General features: G+C 68.4%; 10 protein-coding genes and 3 pseudogenes. 5 read left to right on the top strand and 8 right to left on the bottom strand.

The window, feature by feature from the left end:
• The first annotated feature begins 145 nt into the window (after window positions 1-145).
• Window positions 146-1567 (top strand): S41 family peptidase, encoded by a 1422-nt coding sequence (locus CSEG_RS17920; RefSeq protein WP_041538364.1) that lies wholly within the window; start codon window positions 146-148, stop codon window positions 1565-1567.
• Here the strand turns inward: CSEG_RS17920 and CSEG_RS17915 are convergent.
• Together CSEG_RS17915 and putA are read right to left on the bottom strand one after the other, a co-directional pair.
• Complete coding sequence (locus CSEG_RS17915) at window positions 1564-2889, bottom strand: glycoside hydrolase 5 family protein (RefSeq protein WP_013080643.1); 1326 nt, start codon at window positions 2887-2889, stop codon at window positions 1564-1566. The genes CSEG_RS17920 and CSEG_RS17915 overlap by 4 nt on opposite strands.
• 72 nt (window positions 2890-2961) lie before the next feature.
• Window positions 2962-6050: pseudogene (putA, locus tag CSEG_RS17910) on the bottom strand (bifunctional proline dehydrogenase/L-glutamate gamma-semialdehyde dehydrogenase PutA).
• A gap of 414 nt (window positions 6051-6464) precedes the next feature.
• Between putA and CSEG_RS17905 the strand changes: the two are divergent.
• Entirely contained in the window at window positions 6465-6932 is a 468-nt protein-coding gene (locus tag CSEG_RS17905) for an Lrp/AsnC ligand binding domain-containing protein (protein ID WP_013080642.1), read from the top strand.
• A 4-nt stretch (window positions 6933-6936) separates the two neighbouring features.
• Here CSEG_RS17905 and CSEG_RS22725 read toward each other — a convergent pair whose 3' ends face one another.
• The 4 genes and pseudogenes from CSEG_RS22725 to CSEG_RS17890 form a co-directional block, all read right to left on the bottom strand.
• Complete coding sequence (locus CSEG_RS22725) at window positions 6937-7098, bottom strand: hypothetical protein (protein ID WP_013080641.1); 162 nt, start codon at window positions 7096-7098, stop codon at window positions 6937-6939.
• A gap of 272 nt (window positions 7099-7370) precedes the next feature.
• The gene (locus CSEG_RS17900; protein ID WP_013080640.1) at window positions 7371-8774 is read right to left on the bottom strand and encodes an efflux transporter outer membrane subunit; all 1404 of its coding nucleotides are present in this window, start codon (window positions 8772-8774) and stop codon (window positions 7371-7373) included.
• A gap of 2 nt (window positions 8775-8776) precedes the next feature.
• A pseudogene (locus tag CSEG_RS17895) lies at window positions 8777-11961 on the bottom strand (efflux RND transporter permease subunit).
• 12 nt (window positions 11962-11973) lie between these two features.
• On the bottom strand, window positions 11974-13134 hold the full coding sequence (locus CSEG_RS17890) for an efflux RND transporter periplasmic adaptor subunit (RefSeq protein ID WP_013080639.1): 1161 nt from the start codon (window positions 13132-13134) through the stop codon (window positions 11974-11976).
• A gap of 185 nt (window positions 13135-13319) precedes the next feature.
• Here CSEG_RS17890 and CSEG_RS17885 point away from each other — a divergent pair, with 185 nt between their 5' ends.
• Window positions 13320-13916: a TetR/AcrR family transcriptional regulator gene (locus CSEG_RS17885; protein ID WP_013080638.1), complete on the top strand. Its 597-nt coding sequence runs from the start codon at window positions 13320-13322 to the stop codon at window positions 13914-13916.
• Here CSEG_RS17885 and CSEG_RS17880 read toward each other — a convergent pair.
• A complete protein-coding gene (locus tag CSEG_RS17880) occupies window positions 13913-14686 on the bottom strand; it encodes an LOG family protein (protein ID WP_041538741.1) in 774 nt (257 codons plus the stop codon). The genes CSEG_RS17885 and CSEG_RS17880 overlap by 4 nt on opposite strands.
• Before the next feature lie 146 nt (window positions 14687-14832).
• Here CSEG_RS17880 and CSEG_RS17875 point away from each other — a divergent pair.
• Together CSEG_RS17875 and CSEG_RS17870 are read left to right on the top strand one after the other, a co-directional pair.
• Window positions 14833-16426 (top strand): annotated as a pseudogene (locus tag CSEG_RS17875) (MBL fold metallo-hydrolase RNA specificity domain-containing protein).
• A gap of 338 nt (window positions 16427-16764) precedes the next feature.
• Window positions 16765-18456 carry a methyl-accepting chemotaxis protein gene (locus CSEG_RS17870; RefSeq protein WP_013080635.1) on the top strand — a complete coding sequence of 564 codons (1692 nt, stop codon included), beginning with the start codon at window positions 16765-16767 and terminating at the stop codon, window positions 18454-18456.
• A gap of 23 nt (window positions 18457-18479) precedes the next feature.
• On the opposite strand, the gene CSEG_RS17865 is transcribed toward CSEG_RS17870, so the two are convergent.
• Window positions 18480-20102 carry a family 43 glycosylhydrolase gene (locus CSEG_RS17865; RefSeq protein WP_013080634.1) on the bottom strand — a complete coding sequence of 541 codons (1623 nt, stop codon included), beginning with the start codon at window positions 20100-20102 and terminating at the stop codon, window positions 18480-18482.
• Window positions 20103-20326 lie beyond the last annotated feature (224 nt).

The following is a 20326-nucleotide window of genomic DNA, read 5'->3' as shown; positions in this document are numbered from 1 at the left end:
GCGGCTTCTGGCGAGCTTCGCGCCAGCGGTAGCATGTGACACCGGTGGCAATCCACAGGTCGCACGCGTCTTACGGCCTTTTAACGTGCTCCCCGCGGTTTGCCCGACTAGGAGGCGAGGAAAGCTCGTGGGGGATAACGTCGTTATGTTTCAGCGTCTGCGCACCGCCGTCCTGGTCCTGGCCCTCTGCGGCGCGGCTTGGCCCGCCTTCGCCTACGACTCCAAGCCCTGGATCGAGGACGCCCGCCAGATCCGCGCGGCCCTGGGGTCTCGCTATCCCAATGTCGGCTGGCTGACCGGGGATCGGGGCATGGATCTCGACGCGGCCTTCCGGGCGGTCGAGGGTGGGCTGGAGAAGGCCAAGTCGGACGTCGAGGCCAAGGCCTTGCTCGACCGCGCTCTGGCCAGCCTCGCCGACGGCCACGTACAGGTCGACTGGAGCCCCGTTGTGGCGGCGCCTGCGGCCTCGGGGCCATCGGTCGCCGCGCCGCCGTGCGCGGACATCCGACCCCAGCGCCAGCGGCCGCCGGTCGCCTCGGGCCTGCCCGGCTGGACGCCGCTGGATACGGGCGAGGGCGCTCGCGAGTTCCCGGGGGGGATCGTCACCGTCGAGGGCCGCAAGGTCGGAGTCGTGCAGATCGTGCTCTTCATGGCCGATCGCGTGGTCTGCGAGGCCGCCGCCGCCGAGCTCAAATATCCTCTCGACAAGCCTTGTGAGGGCGACTGCTCGCGCCGCCTCGACCAGCACATGTATCAGCTGATGAGCGACCGCTTCGCCGCCCGGCTGGAGGCGATGAAGGCGGCCGGGGCCCAGGTGCTGATGGTCGATCTGGCCGGCAACGGCGGGGGTCGCGAATGGGCCGAGGTCGCCGTGCGTCAGCTGAGCCCGCTACGCCTGAAGAGCGCTCCGGTCCGCTATGTGCGCTCACCTCTCGCCGCCGAGAGCCTGGAGAGCCTGGCCCAGGACATCGAGGCCAATATCGGCGGGGAGAAGGGCGCGGCGAAGGCGGCCCTGCTGCGCGAGGCCGCCGACCTGCGCACCCGCGCCGCGGAGGCCCGCCGGGTTTGCGATCCGGCGACCGACACGGCCTGTCCGCTTCTGATCGACGCCGGTTACGGCAGCGGCGTCCGCGCCTCGGGCGATCCGGTCGCCCTGGCGGACAAGGCCTGGGGGCAGTCGGTGTTCCAGCCCGCCAAGTGGTCGTGGCGCGAGGGCGTCTGGTCCGGGCCGCTGATCGTGCTGGTCGACGGTAAATCCGCCAGCGCCTCGGAGGAGTTCGCCGCCATCATCCAGGACAACAAGGCCGGGGTGATCATGGGCTCTCCGACCCTGGGCGCGGGGTGTGGTCATGCGACGGGTCTGGGCCCGGTGGTGCTCAGGAACAGCGGCGGTCGCCTGTCGCTGCCTGACTGCCTGCGTCTGCGCGCTGATGGTTCGAACGAGATCGGCGGCGTCGAGCCCGACGTGCTGGTCGGTTTCCGCAACACGGATGGTCCGGCCCTGAAGGCCCGCCGTCTAGCGATGCGCCTGCCGGCGGCGGTGGCGCAGGTGACGGCGGGGCGCTAGAGCGCCTTCACCGCCGCTGCGTGCTCGGCGATCACGGCGAGGGTCGAGGCGTCGGTGTCGAAGACGCCGTAGAGGCCCTGCTCCTCCTGCGGCGGATCGCCGACGAAGCTTTTGTCGCCGGCCGCGAACCAGGCGTCCGGATGTTGGGCGCGGCCTTCGCCGTTCCAGGCCCAGAAGTTGGTCCCCGCCGTCGGACCGCCGGCCTTCATGTCCTCCAGCGCCAGGCCGTAGATCGTCCGGTAGAAGCGGTCTTTGTCGGCCGTGGCCGAGCCGGGGGCGAAGGCCCGGGCCTCGCGGATCAGGCCGAACTCCTCGATAACCAGCGGCTTGCCCAACTGGCGGGCGATGGCGATGTGGCGCGTGACATAGTCGCGGCAGCGCGCCTCGCCGGCCTCATAGGTCGCCGGCTGGTTCTTAGGATCGATCCAGCCCCAGTTGTTGGGCCAGACGTGGGCGGTCACGTAGTCGATGGTGTCGGGCCGGTGAGCATCGAGCACGCAGGCCTCGCTCTCCAGGCAGCCCTTCAGGCCTTCGCTGCCCGTGCAGACGAGATGGCCCGGGTCCAACGTCTTGATCAGCTTGGAGGTGTCGCGGACCCACTGCTGAAAGACGGGCATGTTGCGCGCGCCAAACACCGCCGTGCCGCCCGGGCGAGGCTCGTTGGCCAGCTGCCAGGCCATGATGGTCGGATCATCGCGATAGGGCTCGCCGGTGACGGTGTTCACCCGGCCGATCAGCCCGCGCAGATAGCGCAGGAAGAGGGCGTTGGCCTTGGCGTCGCCGTAGAACCGGGCGGCGTAGTCTGGATATTCCGGCCACGGATGGTTTGGGTCGCCCTGCTGGAACCAGGGGCCGCTTCCGACCCAGTTCAGATAGGCCGGCATGCCGCCCGACCAGTCCCAGAAGTTGTTGACGTAGACGACCGCTTTCATGTCCCGCCTGGCCATCTCGGCCAGCAGGACGTCGAGGCCCTTCAGCAGGTCCTGGCGATAGACGCCGGGCTCCTCCTGGAACGTGGGCGAGACGGCGGCCTTGGCCGGGGAGCGCTCGCCCGCGCCCAACACTCGCAGGTTGGTGACGCCCAGGGCCTTCAGCCGATCCAGCTCGCGCCTCAGCCGCTCGACGTCGCCGAAGTCGGCCGGCGCGCCCAGCCAGGCGCCGTACCAGAGGTTCGCGCCGGCGAAGCGGTAGGGCTTGCCGTCGAGCGCCAGCTTGCCCCTCTGGACAGTGACGAAGCCCTTCGGTGGAACGGCGGGCCTGGCCGCCGCCCCAAGCGCGGGCAGGGCGGCGGCCAGAATGAGATCACGGCGCGACAGGCGCATATGTCGAGGCTCCCCCTGAAGTCGAGGGAAGCTTAGGCCGCGCGCGTCGCGGTTGTGAAGCGCGCCCTGGTCTTACAGGTTCAGCAGCGCCGGGTCGCCGCCCTGGGCGGTGATGTTGACGCTGAGCGCGCGCTCCACGGCGAAGCGCAGCAGGGCGTGGGGACCGCCGGCCTTGGGGCCGGTGCCCGACAGGCCTTCGCCGCCGAACGGCTGGACGCCGACGACCGCGCCGGTCATCGAGCGGTTGACATAGGCGTTGCCGGCCGGGACCAGGCGTTGGACGTCGGCCGCGAAGCTCTCGATCCGGGAATGGATCCCCAGGGTCAGGCCATAGCGGCGGGCCGCCAGGGCGCCGGCGACCTGCTCGAGGTCCTCGGGCTTGTAGCGGACCACGTGCAGCACGGGGCCGAACACCTCGCGCTCCAGGAAGTCGGCGGCGGGGATCTCGGCCAGGACCGGCGCGAAGAAGGTCCCACCCTCGGGGGCGACCAGGGCGTGCAGCACCTTGGCTTCGCGCTTCAGGCGCTCCAGGTGCTTGTCGAGGGCCGTCTTGGCCTCGGCGTCGATGACCGGGCCGACGTCGGTGACGGCCAGGGCCGGATCGCCCAGGACCAGGGCGTCCATGGCGCCCGTCAGGCCGTCGATGATGTGGTCGGCGGTGTCGTACGGCAGGAACAGCAGGCGCAGCGCCGAGCACCGCTGGCCGGCCGAGCCGAAGGCGCTGACGATGACGTCGTCGATCACCTGCTCGCGCTGGGCCGTCGTGTCGACGAACATGCCGTTGAGGCCGCCGGTCTCGGCGATGAACGGGACGATCGGGCCCTGGCGCTGGGCGAGGGTCTGGTTGATCCGCCAGGCCGTGTCGGTGCCGCCGGTGAAGGCGACGCCATCCAGGCCCTCGTGGGCGGTGAGGGCCGCGCCGACGGTCTCGCCGCGACCCGGCAGCAGGGCCAGCAGGCGCGGGTCCAGGCCGGCGGCGTGATAGAGCTTCACGGCCTCGTAGGCGATCAGCGGGGTCTGCTCGGCGGGCTTGGCCAGGACGGCGTTGCCGGCGGCCAGGGCGGCCGCGATCTGGCCGGTGAAGATCGCCAGCGGGAAGTTCCAGGGGCTGATGCAGACGAAGACGCCGCGCCCGGCGAGACGCAGGCTGTTGGTCTCGCCGACCGGGCCCTTGAGGATCTCGCCCGCGCCGAATTGGTCCTCGGCCAGCACGGCGTAGTAGCGGCAGAAGTCGACGGCCTCGCGGACCTCGGCGATCCCGTCGCTGAGCGTCTTGCCGGCCTCGCGGGCCAGGATGGCGATCAGGCGCTCGATGTTGGTCTCAAGAGCGTCGGCCATAGCGCGCAGCACCTGGGCGCGAGCGGCGCCGCCGGCGCGATCCCAGGCCGGCTGCGCGGCGCGGGCCAGGCGGAAGGCCTCGTCGATCTGCGGCAGCTGGGCTTCGGACACCGCGCCGACCACGCGGTTGTCGTCGGCGGGGGCGACCACCGGCAGGGGCGGAGTCCCGACGGCCAGCTTGCCGCCGACTAGTGGACCGGCCGACAGGGTTTCGGCGTCGATCGCCGCGACGGCCGTGGCCAGACGCTCGCGATCGGCCTTCACGGACAAATCAAGGCCGGCGCTGTTCTGGCGGCGCGGGCCATAGACCTCGATCGGCGTCGGGATCTTGGCGTGGCGGTCGGGGTGGGCCTCGACGGTGTCGATCGGGTCGGTGACGACCTTCTCGACCGGCACCCGCTCGTCTCCAGCAGGGCGTGGACGAACGAGGTGTTGGCGCCGTTCTCGAGCAGGCGGCGGACCAGGTAGGGCAGCAGGTCCTCGTGACCGCCGACGGGCGCGTAGGCCCGCAGGGTGATGCCGTCATAGAGATCGTCGGCGGCCTTGTAGAGCGCCTCGCCCATGCCGTGCAGGCGCTGGTGCTCGATGCGCACGCCGGCGTTCTTGGCCATGCGCACGACGGCGGCCAGGGTGTGGGCGTTGTGGGTGGCGAACTGGGCGTAGAGGCCCGGCGCGGCGTCGATCAGCGCCCTGGCGTTGACCAGGTACGACAGGTCCGTGGCCGGCTTGGTCGTATAGACCGGATAGTCCGGACGGCCGGCGACCTGGGCGCGCTTGATCTCGCTGTCCCAGTAGGCACCCTTGACCAGGCGGACCATCAGGCGGCGGCCGGTTTCCTCGGAGAGGGCGCGCAGGCGGGCGATCACCTCGCCGCAGCGCTTCTGATAGGCCTGGACGGCGAGGCCGAGGCCTGTCCAGCCGGCGAGCTCCGGCTCGCGGCACAGCTTGTCCAGCAGCTTCAGCGACAGGGCCAGGCGATCGGCCTCCTCGGCGTCGATCGTGAAGTTGATGTTGTAGCGCGCGGCGATCACGGCCAGGCGCAGGGTGCGCGGATAGAGCTCCTCCCACACGCGGTCCTCGTGCGTGGCCTCGTAACGCGGGCACAGGGCCGACAGCTTGACCGAGACGCCGTGGCCCTTCTCGGGACCGGCGCCGTTCGACAGCTTGCCGACGGTGGTGATCGCGTCGGCATAGGCCTTTTCGTAGCGTTCGGCGTCGGCGGCGGTGCGGGCGCCTTCGCCCAGCATGTCGAACGAGCACATGGTGTCCTCGTTCGCCGCGCGCTTGATGGCGGCCTCGATCGTGCGACCCAGGACGAATTGCTCGCCCATGATGCGGATGGCCTGGCCGACCGCGGCGCGGATCACCGGCTCGCCCAGGCGCCCGGCCAGCTTCTTGATGAAGCCGGGCATGTCGTTGCGGGCCTCGTCGTCGGGCTCGACGATCTTGCCGGTCAGCATCAGGCCCCAGGTCGAGGCGTTGACGAACAGGCTGTCGGAGCCGCCCAGGTGACTGGCCCAGTCGGCCGAACCGATCTTTTCGGCGATCAGCTTGTCACGGGTGTCGTCGTCGGGCGTGCGCAGCAGCGCCTCGGCCAGGCACATCAGAGCCAGGCCCTCGCGGGTGCCGAGCGAGAATTCCTGCAGGAAGCTTTCGACCACGCCCTGTTTGCGGACGCTGCGGCGGGCGCCGCGCACAAGCGCTTCGGCCTCGGCGCGGACGGCGGCGCGGTCTTCGCTGGAGAGCGGCGTCGAGGCCAGCAGGTCGGCGATCACGGCGGCTTCGTCACGATACTTGCCGTCGTCGAGGCTATCCCAGTTCATCGCGGGCATGGCGTTCCCTGAAGTTAGAATATCGTCGGTCTAACGCGACTTCCGCCAAAGGTGCTTCGTTTGTTGATCGCTCAGGCCGATGGGGCTTCGGCTAGAGCGCCAAAAATGATCGTCCGCTCCAGCGAATGCGGGCGGCGTAAAGTGAGGATGCGCTGGAAGTGGGGAGGGAGGAAGGGACGCCGGTCGGGGAGACGGTTGCGTCCCTTCCTCTCTAGCGCGACGCCCGGTTAGGGGGAGAGGGGCGAGCGTCGCGACGTTCCGAACGGCAAAGCCGTCCCACCGACGCCCTGAGGAGGAGGGGGTGGCGCGGGTGGGCTGGAACGATCGAGGGTGTAACGCTAAGTTTGTCGAAGGTGCTACGTTTATGAGCGCTATTTTTCGAAGCTTCTTCGGCGGAAACGCACTATGGCCATCTCCACTCTAGACGACACCGATCGCCGGCTACTCAGGGTTTTGCAGGTCGATGGCCGCATCACCAACGCCGAGCTGGCCAAGCGCTGCAACCTCTCGCCGGCGGCGACCTTCGACCGCGTCCGGCGGCTGAAGGAGCGCGGCTACATCACCGGCTACGCGGCGCTGCTGGACCCGGCCAAGGTCGACCGGGCGCTGCTGATCTTCGTGGAGGTGGTGCTGGAGCGGACCACGGGCGAGACCTTCGAGGATTTCGCCGCCGCCGTGCGGCGCGCGCCCGAGGTGCTGGAGTGCCACATGGTGGCCGGGGGCTTCGATTATCTGATCAAGGCCCGCGTGAAGGATATGGAGGCCTATCGCGGCTTCCTGGGGGACATCCTGGTCAAGATGCCCGGCGTGCGGGAGACCCGCACCTACGCCGTGCTCGAGGAGGTCAAGAGCACGGTCCAGTTGCCGCTCTGAGGCTCTAGGGGGTGAGGGTCTGGGTCGAGAGCGGGCGGTCGGAAAGGTCGGTGGGCGCGATCACAGCGGTGACGATGGCCGTCAGGGCCAGCAGGCTGGCGAGCACGATGCCGGCCACTTGGGCGGCCTGTTTCGTGGTCTGATCGTTCTTCGCTTTCGTCGTCATGGGTATCCTCTTCCGGCCTTAGCTTCTGCACGCGCGGAAACACCTTCAACGTGCAAACGTTAACCTAAGAGGGTTACCAAACAGTAATAAATGGCTTACCCGTCCCCAAATTGGGTCCGCTCGGCGCTTTGGATTTACTGAAGAAAGAGGGGGGAAGGGGCGGCTCCCGGGAATGGGGGAGAGGAGCGCGCCCCTTCCGTTCGCGACCATCGGGGGGGGGATGATGGCCGGCGAACTTCCCCGGGGCTGAACCGGGGAAGGCTGGAGAAGGCTCAGCGGGCGGGCGCGCCGCCGCCGAGCGTCTTGTAGAGGGTCACCAGGTTCGTCGCCCGGTCCAGGCGCGCGGTGATCAGGCCCTGCTGGGCCGAGTACAGCGTGCGCTGGGAGTCGAGCAGAGTTAGGGCGCTGTCGACGCCGGCGTCGCGACGTTGCCGCGACAGACGTTCGCTGTCGGCGGCCGCGGCGACCAGGCGCTCCTGGGCCGCCAGGCGGTCCGACACCGTCTGACGAACGGACAGCGCGTCGGAGACCTCGCGGAAAGCCGTCTGCACGGTCTTTTCGTAGGTCGCGACGGCGATGTCGCGGCTGGCCTTGGCGCTGTCGAGGCCGGCGACATTGGCCCCGCCCGCGAAGATCGGCAGGCTGATCTGGGGCGTGAAGCTCCAGCTGCCGGTTCCGTTCTTGAACAGGTCGTTGAGGTCGCCGCTGGTCGCGCCGGTCGAGCCGGTCAGGCTGATGCGCGGGAAGAAGGCCGCGCGCGCCGCGCCGATATTGGCGTTGGCGCCCTGCAGGCTATGCTCGGCCGACAGCACGTCCGGCCGGCGGGCCAGGACGTCGGAGGGCAGGCCCGCGGGCAGGTCGGCCAGGATCTTCGCCGTCTCGACCTGGCCGGAGGGCAGCAGCTCGGCCGGCACCTCGCCGCCCGCCAGCAGCACCAGGGCGTTGCGGTCCTGGGCCACCTGGGCGGTGTAGGTGGCGATGTCGGAGCGGGCGCTCTCGGCCAGGGTCTCGGCGTTGCGCAGATCCAGCAGCGAGCCGACGCCGCCGTCGACCTGGCGACGGGTCAAGGCCAGGGACTCCTCGCGGGCCGCCAGGGTGTTCCTGGCCAAGGCCAGGCGGTCCTGGTCGGCCGCCAGCGTCAGCCAGGCGTTGGCCGTCTCGGCGATCAGGCTGATCCGGGTGGAGCGCGCCGTCTCTTCGGTGGCGAAGAAGCTTTGCAGCGCCTGCTGGTTCAGGCTACGCACCCGGCCGAACAGGTCCAGCTCATAGGCCGTGAAGCCGATGGTGGCGCTGTAGGTCTCGGTCTCGATGGCCTGGCCGGTCTGCGAGACGCCGGCCGGCGTGCGGCTGCGATTACCGCTGAGCGCGCCGTCGATCGCCGGGAACAGGTTGGCGCGCTGGACGCCGTAGGTCGCCCGGGCCTTCTCGATGTTCAGCACCGCCACGCGCAGGTCGCGGTTCTGCTTGAGGGCCAGGTCGACCACGCCTTGCAGGCGCGGATCGACCAGCACCTGGCGCCAGTCGAGATCGGCGGCCGTGACCTGGCCGGCCGGCTCGGCCTTCGGAGTCGACCAGGTCTGGGCGACCGGCAGCACCGGGCGCTCGTACTTCGGCGCCAGGGTGCAGGCGCTGACCGCCGTGGAGGCCAGCAGGATCAGGGTGAGGTTACGGAACATGATCAGTGGGCCTCCGTCGACGGGGCGTCGCCTTGAGGGGTCGGCGTCGCGTCGTGCCCGTTTGAGCTTGGGCCTTGGTGCTTGGGTTTGAAGATCTTCTCGACCACCACGAAGAACAGCGGGACGAAGAAGATCGCCAGGAGGGTGGCCGAGATCATGCCGCCGATGACGCCGGTGCCGATCGCGTGCTGGGCGCCGGAGCCGGCCCCGTTGGAGATCGCCAGCGGCAGCACGCCGAAGACGAAGGCCAGCGAGGTCATGATGATCGGGCGCAGGCGGAGGCGGACGGCCTCCAGCGTGGCCTCGATCAGGCCCATACCCTTCTCGTAGAGGTCCTTGGCGAACTCGACGATCAGGATGGCGTTCTTGGCCGCCAGGCCCATGGTCGTCAGCAGGCCCACCTGGAAGTAGATGTCGTTGCTGAGGCCGCGGGCGAAGGTCGCCAGCAGCGCGCCGATCACGCCCAGAGCGGGATGACCATGATCACCGCCAGCGGGATCGACCAGCTCTCATAGAGGGCGGCCAGCAGCAGGAACACGACCAGGATCGAGATGGCGTACAGGGCGGGCGCCTGGTTGCCGGCTTCCAGTTCCTGGGCCGACAGGCCGGTCCACTCGTAGCCGATGCCGGGCGGCAGCTTGGCGGCGATCTTCTCCATCGCCGCGATCGCGTCGCCCGAGCTCTTGCCCGGGGCCGGCGAGCCCTGGAGGTTCACCGACGACAGGCCGTTATAACGCTCAAGGCGCGGCGAGCCGTAGGTCCAGGACGCGCTGGCGAAGGCGGGGAAGGGCACCATCTGGCCGCTGTCGTTGCGCACGTACCAGCGGTTCAGGTCCTCCGGCGTCATGCGGAACGGCGCGTCGGCCTGCATGTAGACCTTCTTGACCCGGCCGCGATCGATGAAGTCGTTGACGTACGACCCGCCCCAGGCGGCGCTGAGCGCGCTGTTGATGTCGGCGGTGGTCAGGCCCAGCGCGCCGGCCTTGGCCTGGTCGACCTCGATCTTCAGCTGCGGGGTGTCGTCCTGGCCGTTCGGGCGCACGCCGACCAGGTTCGGATCCTGAGCGGCCATGCCCAGCATCATGTTGCGGGCGTTCATCAGGGTCTCGTGACCGACGCCGCCCGTGTCCTGCAGCTGGAAGTCGAAGCCGGACGAGTTGCCCAGTTCCGACACGGCCGGCGGGACGACCGCGAACACCATGGCGTCGCGGAACTGAGCGCCGAAGGCGCCCATGGCGCGACCGGCCACGGCTTGGGCCTTCAAGTTGGCGGCCTTGCGATGCTCGAAGTCCTTCATGCGCACGAAGGCGAGACCCGCGTTCTGGCCGGCGCCGGCGAAGCTGAAGCCCGAGACGGTGAACACCGACTGGACCGCCTCCTTCTCGCCGACCAGGAAGTGGTCGCGCACCTTGTCCAGCACGGCCAGGGTCTTTTCCTCGGTCGCGCCGGCGGGCAGTTGGACGAGCGTGAACATAACGCCCTGATCCTCTTCCGGCAGGAAGGCGCTGGGCAGGCGGACGAACAGCAGGCCCATGGCGACGATGATCGCGGCGTAGATGGCCATCCAGCGACCGCTCTTGCCCAGGATCTTGCGCACGCCGCCTTGGTAGCGGCCGCTCATGTCGTTGAAGCTGCGGTTGAACCAGCCGAAGAAGCCGGTCTTCTCGTCGTGGTGACCGGCCCGGACCGGCTTCAGCATGGTGGCGCAGAGGGCCGGGGTCAGGACCAGGGCGACGATCACCGACAGGCCCATGGCCGAGACGATGGTGATGGAGAACTGGCGGTAGATCACGCCTTGCGAGCCGCCGAAGAAGGCCATCGGCACGAACACCGCGGCCAGCACCAGGGCGATGCCGATCAGGGCGCCGGTGATCTCGTTCATCGACTTGCGGGTGGCTTCCTTGGGCGAGAGGCCCTCCTCGCTCATCACGCGCTCGACGTTTTCGACCACGACGATGGCGTCGTCGACCAGCAGGCCGATGGCCAGCACCAGGCCGAACATGGTGAGCGTGTTGATCGAGTAGCCGAAGGCCGCCAGCACGCCGAAGGTGCCCAGAAGGACGACCGGGACGGCGATGGTCGGGATCAGGGTCGCGCGCCAGTTCTGCAGGAACAGGAACATGACGATGAACACCAGCACGATGGCTTCGATCAGCGTCTTGACCACTTCCTCGATCGACAGTTTCACGAACGGCGTCGAGTCATAGGGGACGACGTACTTGTAGCTGGCCGGGAAGTTCTTCTCGAGCTGGGCCATGCGGGCCTTCACCGCCGCGGCGGTGTTCAGCGCGTTGGCGCCGGGGGCCAGCTTGATGGCCATGCCGGCGGCCGGGTGGCCGTTGAACTTGGCGGTCGAGATGTAGCTTTCCGAACCCAGTTCGACGCGAGCCACGTCGGCGAGGCGCACCGTGGCGCCGCCGGTGGTGTTCTTCAGGATGATCTGGCGGAACTGCTCGGGCGTCTGCAGGCGCGACTGGGCGGTGATGGTGGCGTTCAGGCCCGTGCCCGGCAAGTTCGGGGTCCCGCCAATCTGGCCGGCCGAAACCTGGGCGTTCTGGGCCTTGATCGCGGTCGACACGTCGGCCGGGGTCAGGCTGAAGCTGGCCAGCTTCTGCGGGTCCAGCCAGATGCGCATGGCGTACTGCGCGCCGAACAGCTGGATGTCGCCGACGCCGTCGACGCGGCTGAGCGGGTCCTGGATGTTCGAGGCCAGGTAGTCGGCCAGGTCGGTGCCCGTGGTCTTGGGATCCTCGGAATAGAGGCCCACGACCATCATGAAGTTACGGGCCGACTTGGCGACCGTCAGGCCTTGCTGCTGCACTTCCTGCGGCAGCAGGGCGGTGGCGGTCTGCAGCTTGTTCTGGACCTGCACCTGGGCGATATCGATGTCGGTGCCGGCCTTGAAGGTCAGGGTCACCGTGGCCGAGCCCGAGCTGTCGCTGGTCGACGACATGTAGTCCAGGCCGTCCAGGCCCTTCATCTTCTGTTCGATGACCTGGGTGACGCTGTCCTCGACGGTCTTGGCCGAGGCGCCGGGATAGTTGGCCGAGATCGCCACCTGCGGCAGGGCGATTTCAGGATATTGCGCGATCGGCAGGGTCCGGATGGCGAGCGCCCCGGCCAGCATGATCACGATGGCGATGACCCATGCGAAGATGGGTCTGTCGATGAAGAAGCGTGAAAGCATCGGAGGCTGGCCTTAGCGCTGGGCTTGAGCGGCGGGAGCGGAGCCGGCGGGCACGGCCTTGATCGGCGCGCCGGGGCGCACTTTCTGCAGGCCCTCGACGATGACCTTGTCGCCCGGCTGCAAGCCGCTGGTGACCAGCCACTTGTCGCCGATCGTCTGGCCCAGGGTGACGGGACGAGGCTCGGGGCCCTTGGCGCCGACCAGCGTCACCGTCGCGGCGCCCTTGGGGTCGCGGCTGACGGCGGTCTGCGGGATCAGGATCCCGCCGGAGGCGACGCCCTGCGTCAGGCTCGCGCGGACATACATGCCCGGCAGCAGCACGCCGTTCGGATTGGGGAACACCGCGCGCAGGGTGACCGAGCCGGTGCCGGCGTCGACGGTGACGTCGGAGAATTCCAGCGTGCCCGGGGTCGGATAGGTCGAGCCGTCTTCGAGCTTCAGGGTCACGGTGGCCGAGTTCGTGCGGCCCAGCTTGCCGCTGGCGAACTGCTGCTTGAGTTTCAGCAGCTCGGCCGAGGTCTGGGTCAGGTCGACATAGATCTTCGACAGGTCCTGGACCGTCGCCAGGGGCGTGGCCTGGCTGGCGGTCACCAGGGCGCCGGGGGTCACGGCGCTCTTGCCGATGCGGCCGGAGATCGGCGAGGCGACCTTGGTGTAGTTCAGATTGATGCGGGCGGTGTCCAACGCGGCCTTCTGCACCGCGACGGCGGCGGCCGTCTGGGCGGCGGTCGCCTGGGCGTCGTCATTGTCCTGCTTGGAGACCGCGCCGCTCTCGACGAGGGCCTTGTAACGGTCGGCCTTCAGCTTCGCCGCCAGGGCCGTGGCCTGGGCCTGGGCCAAAGACGCCGCGGCGCTGTTGTAGGTCGCCTGATAGGTGGCCGGATCGATCTGGTAGAGCGACTGCCCCGCCTTGACGATCGAGCCCTCTTCGAACAGGCGCGCCTTGATGACGCCCCCCACCTGTGGGCGCACTTCGGAGACCAGGAAGGCCGAGGTGCGGCCGGAAAGCTCGGTGGTCAGGCCCACGGACTGGGATTGGGCGACGACGTAACCGACTTCGGTCGCCCCTCCCATGCCAGCGCCGGCGTCGCCCTTCTGCCCGCAGGCCGAAAGGGTGAGCGCGATGGCGGCGAGACCCACGGCCGAGATGGCGGCGGTGCGTTTGACGTACATATGTGACCCCGGATGCGATGGACTAGTGAGCTATTGCCCTTGACTAGACCGGCATGATGAACAATCTGAGAATGAACGTTCATTCTCAAGTGGGCTGGACATAGGAGCGCGACTGTCGCAAGTCAACCTTCAAGCCCACCGCTGAGGCTGCCCTAACGGAAATGTAATGTCGCTTAGGATTTTCAATGGTTGATGACGCCCATTCCGGTCGCCCGTCACCCGAGTCGCGTCGTCAGCAGATCCTCGACGCCGCTTGCGACCGCGTGCGCCATTCCGGCTTCCATGGCGCCAGCATGGCCGACATCGCCAAGGCCGCGGGCCTGAGCGTCGGCCAGATCTACCGCTACTTCGAGAACAAGGAAGCGATCATCGCCGCCATCGTCGCCCAGGATCTGGCCGAGATGCGCGATAAGTTCGCCGAGCTGGAGAGCCAGCCGGGCACCCTGCTGGACGCGATCGACGAGCACCTGCCCGAAAGCATCGACAAGTGCTTCGAGCCGGGGCGCGCCGCCCTGGCGCTGGAAGTCATCGCCGAGGCCGCTCGCAATCCCAAGGTCGCCGCCATCGTCCGCTCGGCCGACGACCAGGAGCGGCAGATGGCCAGGTCCTTGATGGAGCGAAGCCGCAAGCCCGAATGGAGCGAGGCCGAATTCCAGGCCCGTTGCGAGGCGATCGGCCTGATCTTCGACGGCCTGCTGATGCGCGGCGTCAACCACCCCGACCTGGACCGCGAAGCCCTAAGCCTGGTGCTGCGCTCGACGGTGCGCCACCTGCTGAGCTAGCCCTCGCCGCCGGGCAGCTTCAGCCCGCATTTGACCAGCTCCGCCCAGGTCTCCTCGGCGTCGTCGGCGAAGTGCAGCAGGTCGAGGTCCGCCTCGGCGATCATGCCGTGCTCGACCAGGGCCTCGAAATTGATGATCGAGCGCCAGTAGGCCTCGTCGAACAACACGATCGGGATCGGCGGGGCCTTGTCGGTCTGGCGCAGGGTCAGGATCTCGAACAACTCGTCGAAGGTGCCGAAGCCGCCTGGGAACACGACCAGCGCGTTGGCGCGCATGGCCAGATGCATCTTGCGCATGGCGAAATAGTGAAAGCGGAACGTCAGGTCCGGCGTGCAGTAGGGATTGGGCGTCTGCTCGCGCGGTAGGGTGATGTTGAAGCCGATGGACGGCGCGCCGGCTTCATAGGCGCCGCGGTTGGCGGCCTCCATCACGCCAGGGCCGCCGCCGGTGGCGATGACGTTGTCGCGGACGTGGTCGCCGTTCTCCAGCTTGGCCCCGCCGCGCTCGGAGACGATGCGGCCAAAGCGCCGGGCTTCCTCGTACCAGCGGGCCTGCTCGACCGGACCGTCCTGGCGCACGCGCGCGCTGCCGAACACCACCACGGTCGAGCGCACGCCCCAGCGGCGCAGCGCCTCGTCGGCCTTGGCGAACTCCAGCAGGAACCGCACGCCGCGCATCGAGTCGCCCAGCAGGAAGTCCTGGTCCAGCGCGGCCAGCCGGTACGACGGCGAGGTGAGCTGCGCGTGGTTGTCGGGGGCGGCGGTCGGCAGGGGGACTTCGGTCACGGGGAAGACTCAGGGTTTGTGTTGTGGCGCAGACTATGACGCAATCCGCCCGCGGGGTTGACCTGGATCAGGGCGAGACGACGTCCGGAGCGGCCATGCTCGCCCAGGTTTCCCCCAATGATGGCGTGGCGATGACCCCGACCCTGACCTTCCACGGCGCCGCCGGCTGCGTGACCGGCTTTTGCGCCCGTCTCGTCACCGAGCACGCCACGGTGCTGATCGACTGCGGCATGTTCCAGGGCTCCAAGACCCTGAAGGCGCTGAACTATCAGCCGTTTCCGTTCGAGGTCGGCAAGGTCGACGCGGTCCTGCTGACCCACGCCCACATCGACCATTCGGGCCTCTTGCCCAAGCTGATGCTGGCCGGCTTCGAGGGGCCGATCTACGCGACGGCCGCCACCCGCGACCTGGCCGCCGTCATGCTGGTCGACGCGGGCGGCATTCAGGAGAACGAGGTCGAAAGCCTCAATCGCCGCAATCAGCGGCGCGGCGTCCCGCCGGTCGAGCCGATCTACACCGCCGAAGACGGCAAGGCGGTCGCCGCCCAGTTCCACAAGGTCAAGCTGGGCGAGCCCGTGACGATCGCCGAGGGGGTTACCGCCACCTATTGGCCCGCCGGCCATATGCTGGGCGCGGCCTCGATCGCGGTGGAGGTCGGGCCGCCCGGGCAGACCCAGACCTTGTTGTTCTCCGGCGACCTTGGCCCCGGCGGCAGCCCGTTCGTCGACGATCCCGACGCGCCGGTCGGCGTCCACCACCTGATCATCGAGTCCACCTACGGCGACCGCGAGCGCACCGGCTTCGACAGCGCCGCCCGACGTCAGCAACTGGCCGAGGAGGTGCGCGCCGCCCGCGAGGCCGGCGGGCCGCTGCTGATCCCCGCCTTCGCGGTCGAGCGCAGCCAGGAGCTTTTGGTCGACCTGCTGGACCTGATGGAGTCGGGCGAGGTCCCCAAGGGCGACATCTTCCTGGACTCGCCGCTCGCCATCGAAGCGACCAAGGTCTTCCAGGCCCGGGGCTGGAAGCCCGGCGCCCAGACCAATCCGTTCGAGGCGCTGAAGCCATCGAACCATCTGCGCTTCCTCAGCTCGCCGGGCGAGAGCGACGGCCTGGATCGCCTGAGCGGCTGGCACATCATCCTGGCCGCCAGCGGCATGTGCGACGCGGGCCGCGTGCGCAAGCATCTCAAGCGCCTGCTGTGGCGCAAGGAGGCGACGGTGCTGCTATGCGGCTACCAGGCCACCGGCACGCTGGGGCGCCTGTTGGCCGAGGGCGCGCCGCGCGTTTCGATCCGGGGCGACGAGGTGCGGGTTCGCGCCCGCATCCGCCAGCTGGACGCCTATTCCGGCCCACGCCGACGCCAAAGGGCTGGTGGCTTGGGCGAAGGCGCGCAACCCCGTGGCGGGCTCGGTGTTCATCGCCCACGGCGAGCCCGACGCCGCCCAGGGCCTCAAGCGCCGGCTGGCCGAGGCCGGTTTCGCCGAGGATCGCCTGCTGGTCCCCGCGCTGGACGAGACCTTCCTGGTGGGCGCGGGCCCGGCGACCCTGGCCGACCAGGCGCCGCCCCGCCTGCCGCCCCGCGCGGCCGGCTCGCTCGACTGGCACAACCAGCGCGCGGCCTTCCAGCTGGCTCTGGGCGAGGCGCTGAAGGCCGCCCCTGACGACGCCGACCGCGAGCGGATGCTGCACGTGTTGCGGGCGGCGCTCGACGCCTATCGGGGGTAGGATGGGACGCGCCCGCGGCGGGCCGAGCGCCGATCATCGAGCCTTCGATACATCGGCCCCTGGTAGAGAATCGGCGTCAAAACCTCCGAAAATGCAGCGCATACAGCTATCGGATGTAAGTGGTCCCCCGACCTCCCGTTTCAGTTGAATGCGAAATGAGTATAGTTCTCAAGTTAAGCGGGTTCTTCTGCGACTATTCGGCACATGATCTGAAATTACGCCTATGAAGGTCGGTAAAGCGCCTGAGGTGAACTTGCCGTTTATGTTTTATTGAGGTGTGTGAACGATGTTCTTCGAGGGGCGGAATTTGGGCTCATAAAGAAAACGGATCGTTCGTGATGATCAATCTGCGCAACCGACTGACAGGTGACGCCGCGAGCAAGATCAGCGCGCTCAGCAATTCCCTCGCGATGATCGAGTTCGACCCCAAGGGAACGATCCTCGCGGCCAACGCCAATTTCTGCAAAGCCCTCGGTTACGAGGAGCGGGAGATTGTCGGCAAGCACCACAGCATGTTCGTGCCGCCCGATGAGGTCTCTAGCCAAGCGTACCGCGACTTCTGGGCTCGGCTCGCTAGCGGTCAGTTCGACGCGCGCGAGTATCTGCGTATCGGCAAGGGCGGCCGGGAGGTTTGGATCCAGGCGTCGTACAACCCCGTCAAGAACGCGGCCGGTCAGGTCACCAGGGTGCTCAAGGTCGCGACCGATGTCACGGCGCAGAAGGAGGCCAACGCCGAACGCGCGGCGAAGCTCGCCGCGGTCGAGCGCGTGCAGGCCGTCATCGAGTTCACGACAGAGGGCGTGATCCTGGACGCGAACGAGAACTTCCTCGCCGTGGTCGGCTACTCCCTCGCGGAGATCAAGGGCAAGCACCACGGCATGTTCGTCGATCCAGCCTATCGCGGATCTCAAGCCTATGCCGATTTCTGGCGGAAGTTGAACGCCGGAGAGTTCGTCGCGGAGGAATTCAAGCGGATCGGTAAGGGCGGGGCGGAGGTCTGGATCCAAGCCTCCTACAACCCCGTGTTCGACGCCAAGGGGCGGGTCGCCAAGGTAGTCAAGTTCGCCACCGAGGTCACGGGCCGCGTCGATGCGGTCAACCAGATCGCCCGCGCGCTGGAGCGTCTGGCGGCGAATGATCTCAGCTATCGGATGACGGGCTCCATCGACGCCCAGTTCGCGCGCGTGCGCGACGATTTCAACGGCGCGGTGACCGCACTGGACGAGACGATCGGCGCCGTCGCGACGGCCACTCAGAATGTCGCCGGCGGCGCCAACGAGATCTCGGTCGCCTCGGACGACCTGTCCCGTCGAACGGAGCAGCAGGCCGCGAGCCTGGAGGAGACCGCGGCGGCGCTTGACCAGATCACCGCCACGGTTGGCCGAAGCGCCGAGGGCGCCAAGCGCGCCTCGACGGCGGCGTCCGACGCCCGCGTCGACGCGGCCAGGTCTGGCGACATCGTCGGCGAGGCGGTCTCGGCCATGGACGGGATCGAGTCGAGCTCCGCCCAGATCAACCAGATCATCGGGGTGATCGACGAGATCGCCTTCCAGACCAATCTTCTGGCTCTGAACGCGGGCGTCGAGGCGGCGCGGGCGGGCGAGGCTGGGCGAGGCTTCGCCGTGGTCGCTCAGGAAGTGCGCGCTCTGGCTCAGCGTTCGGCCGATGCGGCCAAGGAGATCAAGGTCTTGATCGCCAACAGCTCGGCTCAGGTCGAGCGCGGCGTGAAACTCGTGGGCGATACGGGGCGCGCGCTGAATGCGATCGTCGGAAAGGTCAGCGAGATCGACACGCTGATCGGAGAGATCGCTCAGTCTTCCCGCGAACAAGCCACCGGCATTCGCGAAGTCAACGTCGCCGTGAACCAGATGGATCAGGTCACGCAGCAGAACGCCGCCATGGTTGAAGAGGCGACGGCCGCCGCGGCGAACCTCCGCGTGGAGGCCGAGCACCTGGAGCGTCTGATCGCCCGCTTCAACGTGACGGCCCCGACCTCGAACGGGCGATCGGCTCAACGGTTCGCCGCCTAGGGAGGGCGCGCGCCGAGGCGCGCCTAGTCCAACGCCCGGTACTTGAACCCCCGGAACCGCGCCGAGCCCTTGCCGGCGGCGTAGATCCCCGGCTTCAGCATCAGGAAACCGCCGCGGACGTTGTGGTGGTAGCCGCTGACTTCCATGCCGCGGTCGAAGCGCTTCCAGGTCTTGCCGCCGTCCCCGCTGGTATGGAAGGCGACGATGTGGCGGGTGTTGCGCAGCCTCATCAGCATCCGGGCGCCGTGCGGGTTGGCCGGGCGGCCGCGCTCGATTCCGTACTGGTGGGTGACGAAGGCCTTCGCGTCGAAGCCGAGGCCGCAATAGAGCTGGCGGTCGTAGAACAGGATCAGGCCGGCGCGGGTCTCGGGATCGACCTCGATCTCGCACTCGATCTCATAGGCCTGGTCGCCGTTGACGAAGATCAGCGGCGCGCCGCTGGACGGGGCCTCGCCCGCGCCCTTCAGGGTCAGGACGTCGCCGGCGCGCGTGATGCGCTGATGCTCGTCCGGACGCGGATCGAAGAAGTTCCACTGGACCCCGTACTTGTCGGTCGAGAAGTCGTCCGACAGCGCCATGCCGTGCGGGCCGGGCTTGCCGCCCTTGGGTTTGGGGAGGGGCTTTGAGAGATCGCCGCCGCCAACGTCGAACCAGCCGTCGGCGGTCCAGGTGACGGGAGCCAGCAAGGTCTGGCGGCCCAGGGTGTAATAGCCGTTCTCGTAGCCGTGATAGACGGTCCACCAGTCGCCGCCCGGCCCCTCGACCAGGGTGGCGTGGCCGCGCGACCACCATTTTTCGGCGTTGTCGGTCGTCCGGACGAGGGGGTTGCGCGGATGGTCCTCCCACGGACCGGCCAACGACTTGGCGCGCGCGACGATGACCATGTGGCCGGTCGGCGGGCCGGCCGTGCCGCCCACGGCGGTGATCATGTAGTAGTACGCGCCGCGACGCATGACCTTGGGGCCCTCGGGCGAGAAGCCCTCGACGTCCCAGTCGTCCGGGTAGCGCCACGGGTCATAGACATGCTCGGGCTGGCCGACGGTCGAGAGGCCGTCGGGCGCCAGCTTGATGCGGTCGCCGCCGGACAGGAACAGCCAGCGCTCGCCCGTCTCGTCGACGATATGGCCGGGGTCGATGTAGCGCGGCAGCTTCAGGTCGATCGGCTCGGACCACGGGCCTTCGATCCTGTCGGCCCAGATCACGTAGCTGGTGTTGTTGTTCGGCTTCTTGGCCGGCAGGTAGATGTAGTAGCGGCCCTCGTGCTTGCAGAGCTCGGGCGCCCAGATCGAGCCGACATTGGTCTTCAGCGTCGTGGTGACCGGCGTCCAGTTCACCAGGTCGCGGCTATGCCAGATCAAGAGGCCCGGATAGGCGTCGAACGAGCTGTTGGTCATGTAGTAGTCGTCGCCGTCCTTCAGGATCGACGGGTCGGGATGGTCGCCGGCCAGGATCGGATTGAGGAAGGTCCCATCGCCCAGGTCGGCCTTGCGCTGGCCCTCGATCCCCTTCGCCCAGGTCGGGCCGGTCGTGGGTTTGGAAGGCAGGGTCCCCATCTGGGCCGCCGCTTGGCTCGACGCGGGCAGGGCGGCCAGGCCAGCGCCGGTCAGTAGCGATCCCAGCGCGCCGCGACGATTGATGTCGACCATGATGCCTCTCCCCAACGCGGACTTATTTGTTGGTGCGAGGCTAGCCGGTGGCGCGGTTTTGTCCACCGGTGTCATTGAGGCGGGCGCAAAAAAGAAAACGCCCGGAAGCGGAGCCTCCGGGCGTTGTGGGTCTCTAAATCCTCCTCGCGGGGAGGTGGTCCGAAGGACCGGAGGGGGGAAGTATTTGAGCGCTTGCCTCTTCCCCCTCCGTCGTCCCTTCGGGC

The sequence above is a fragment of the Caulobacter segnis ATCC 21756 genome (assembly GCF_000092285.1).
Classification (GTDB): domain Bacteria; phylum Pseudomonadota; class Alphaproteobacteria; order Caulobacterales; family Caulobacteraceae; genus Caulobacter; species Caulobacter segnis.
This window is presented reverse-complemented; position numbering and strand designations above follow the sequence as displayed.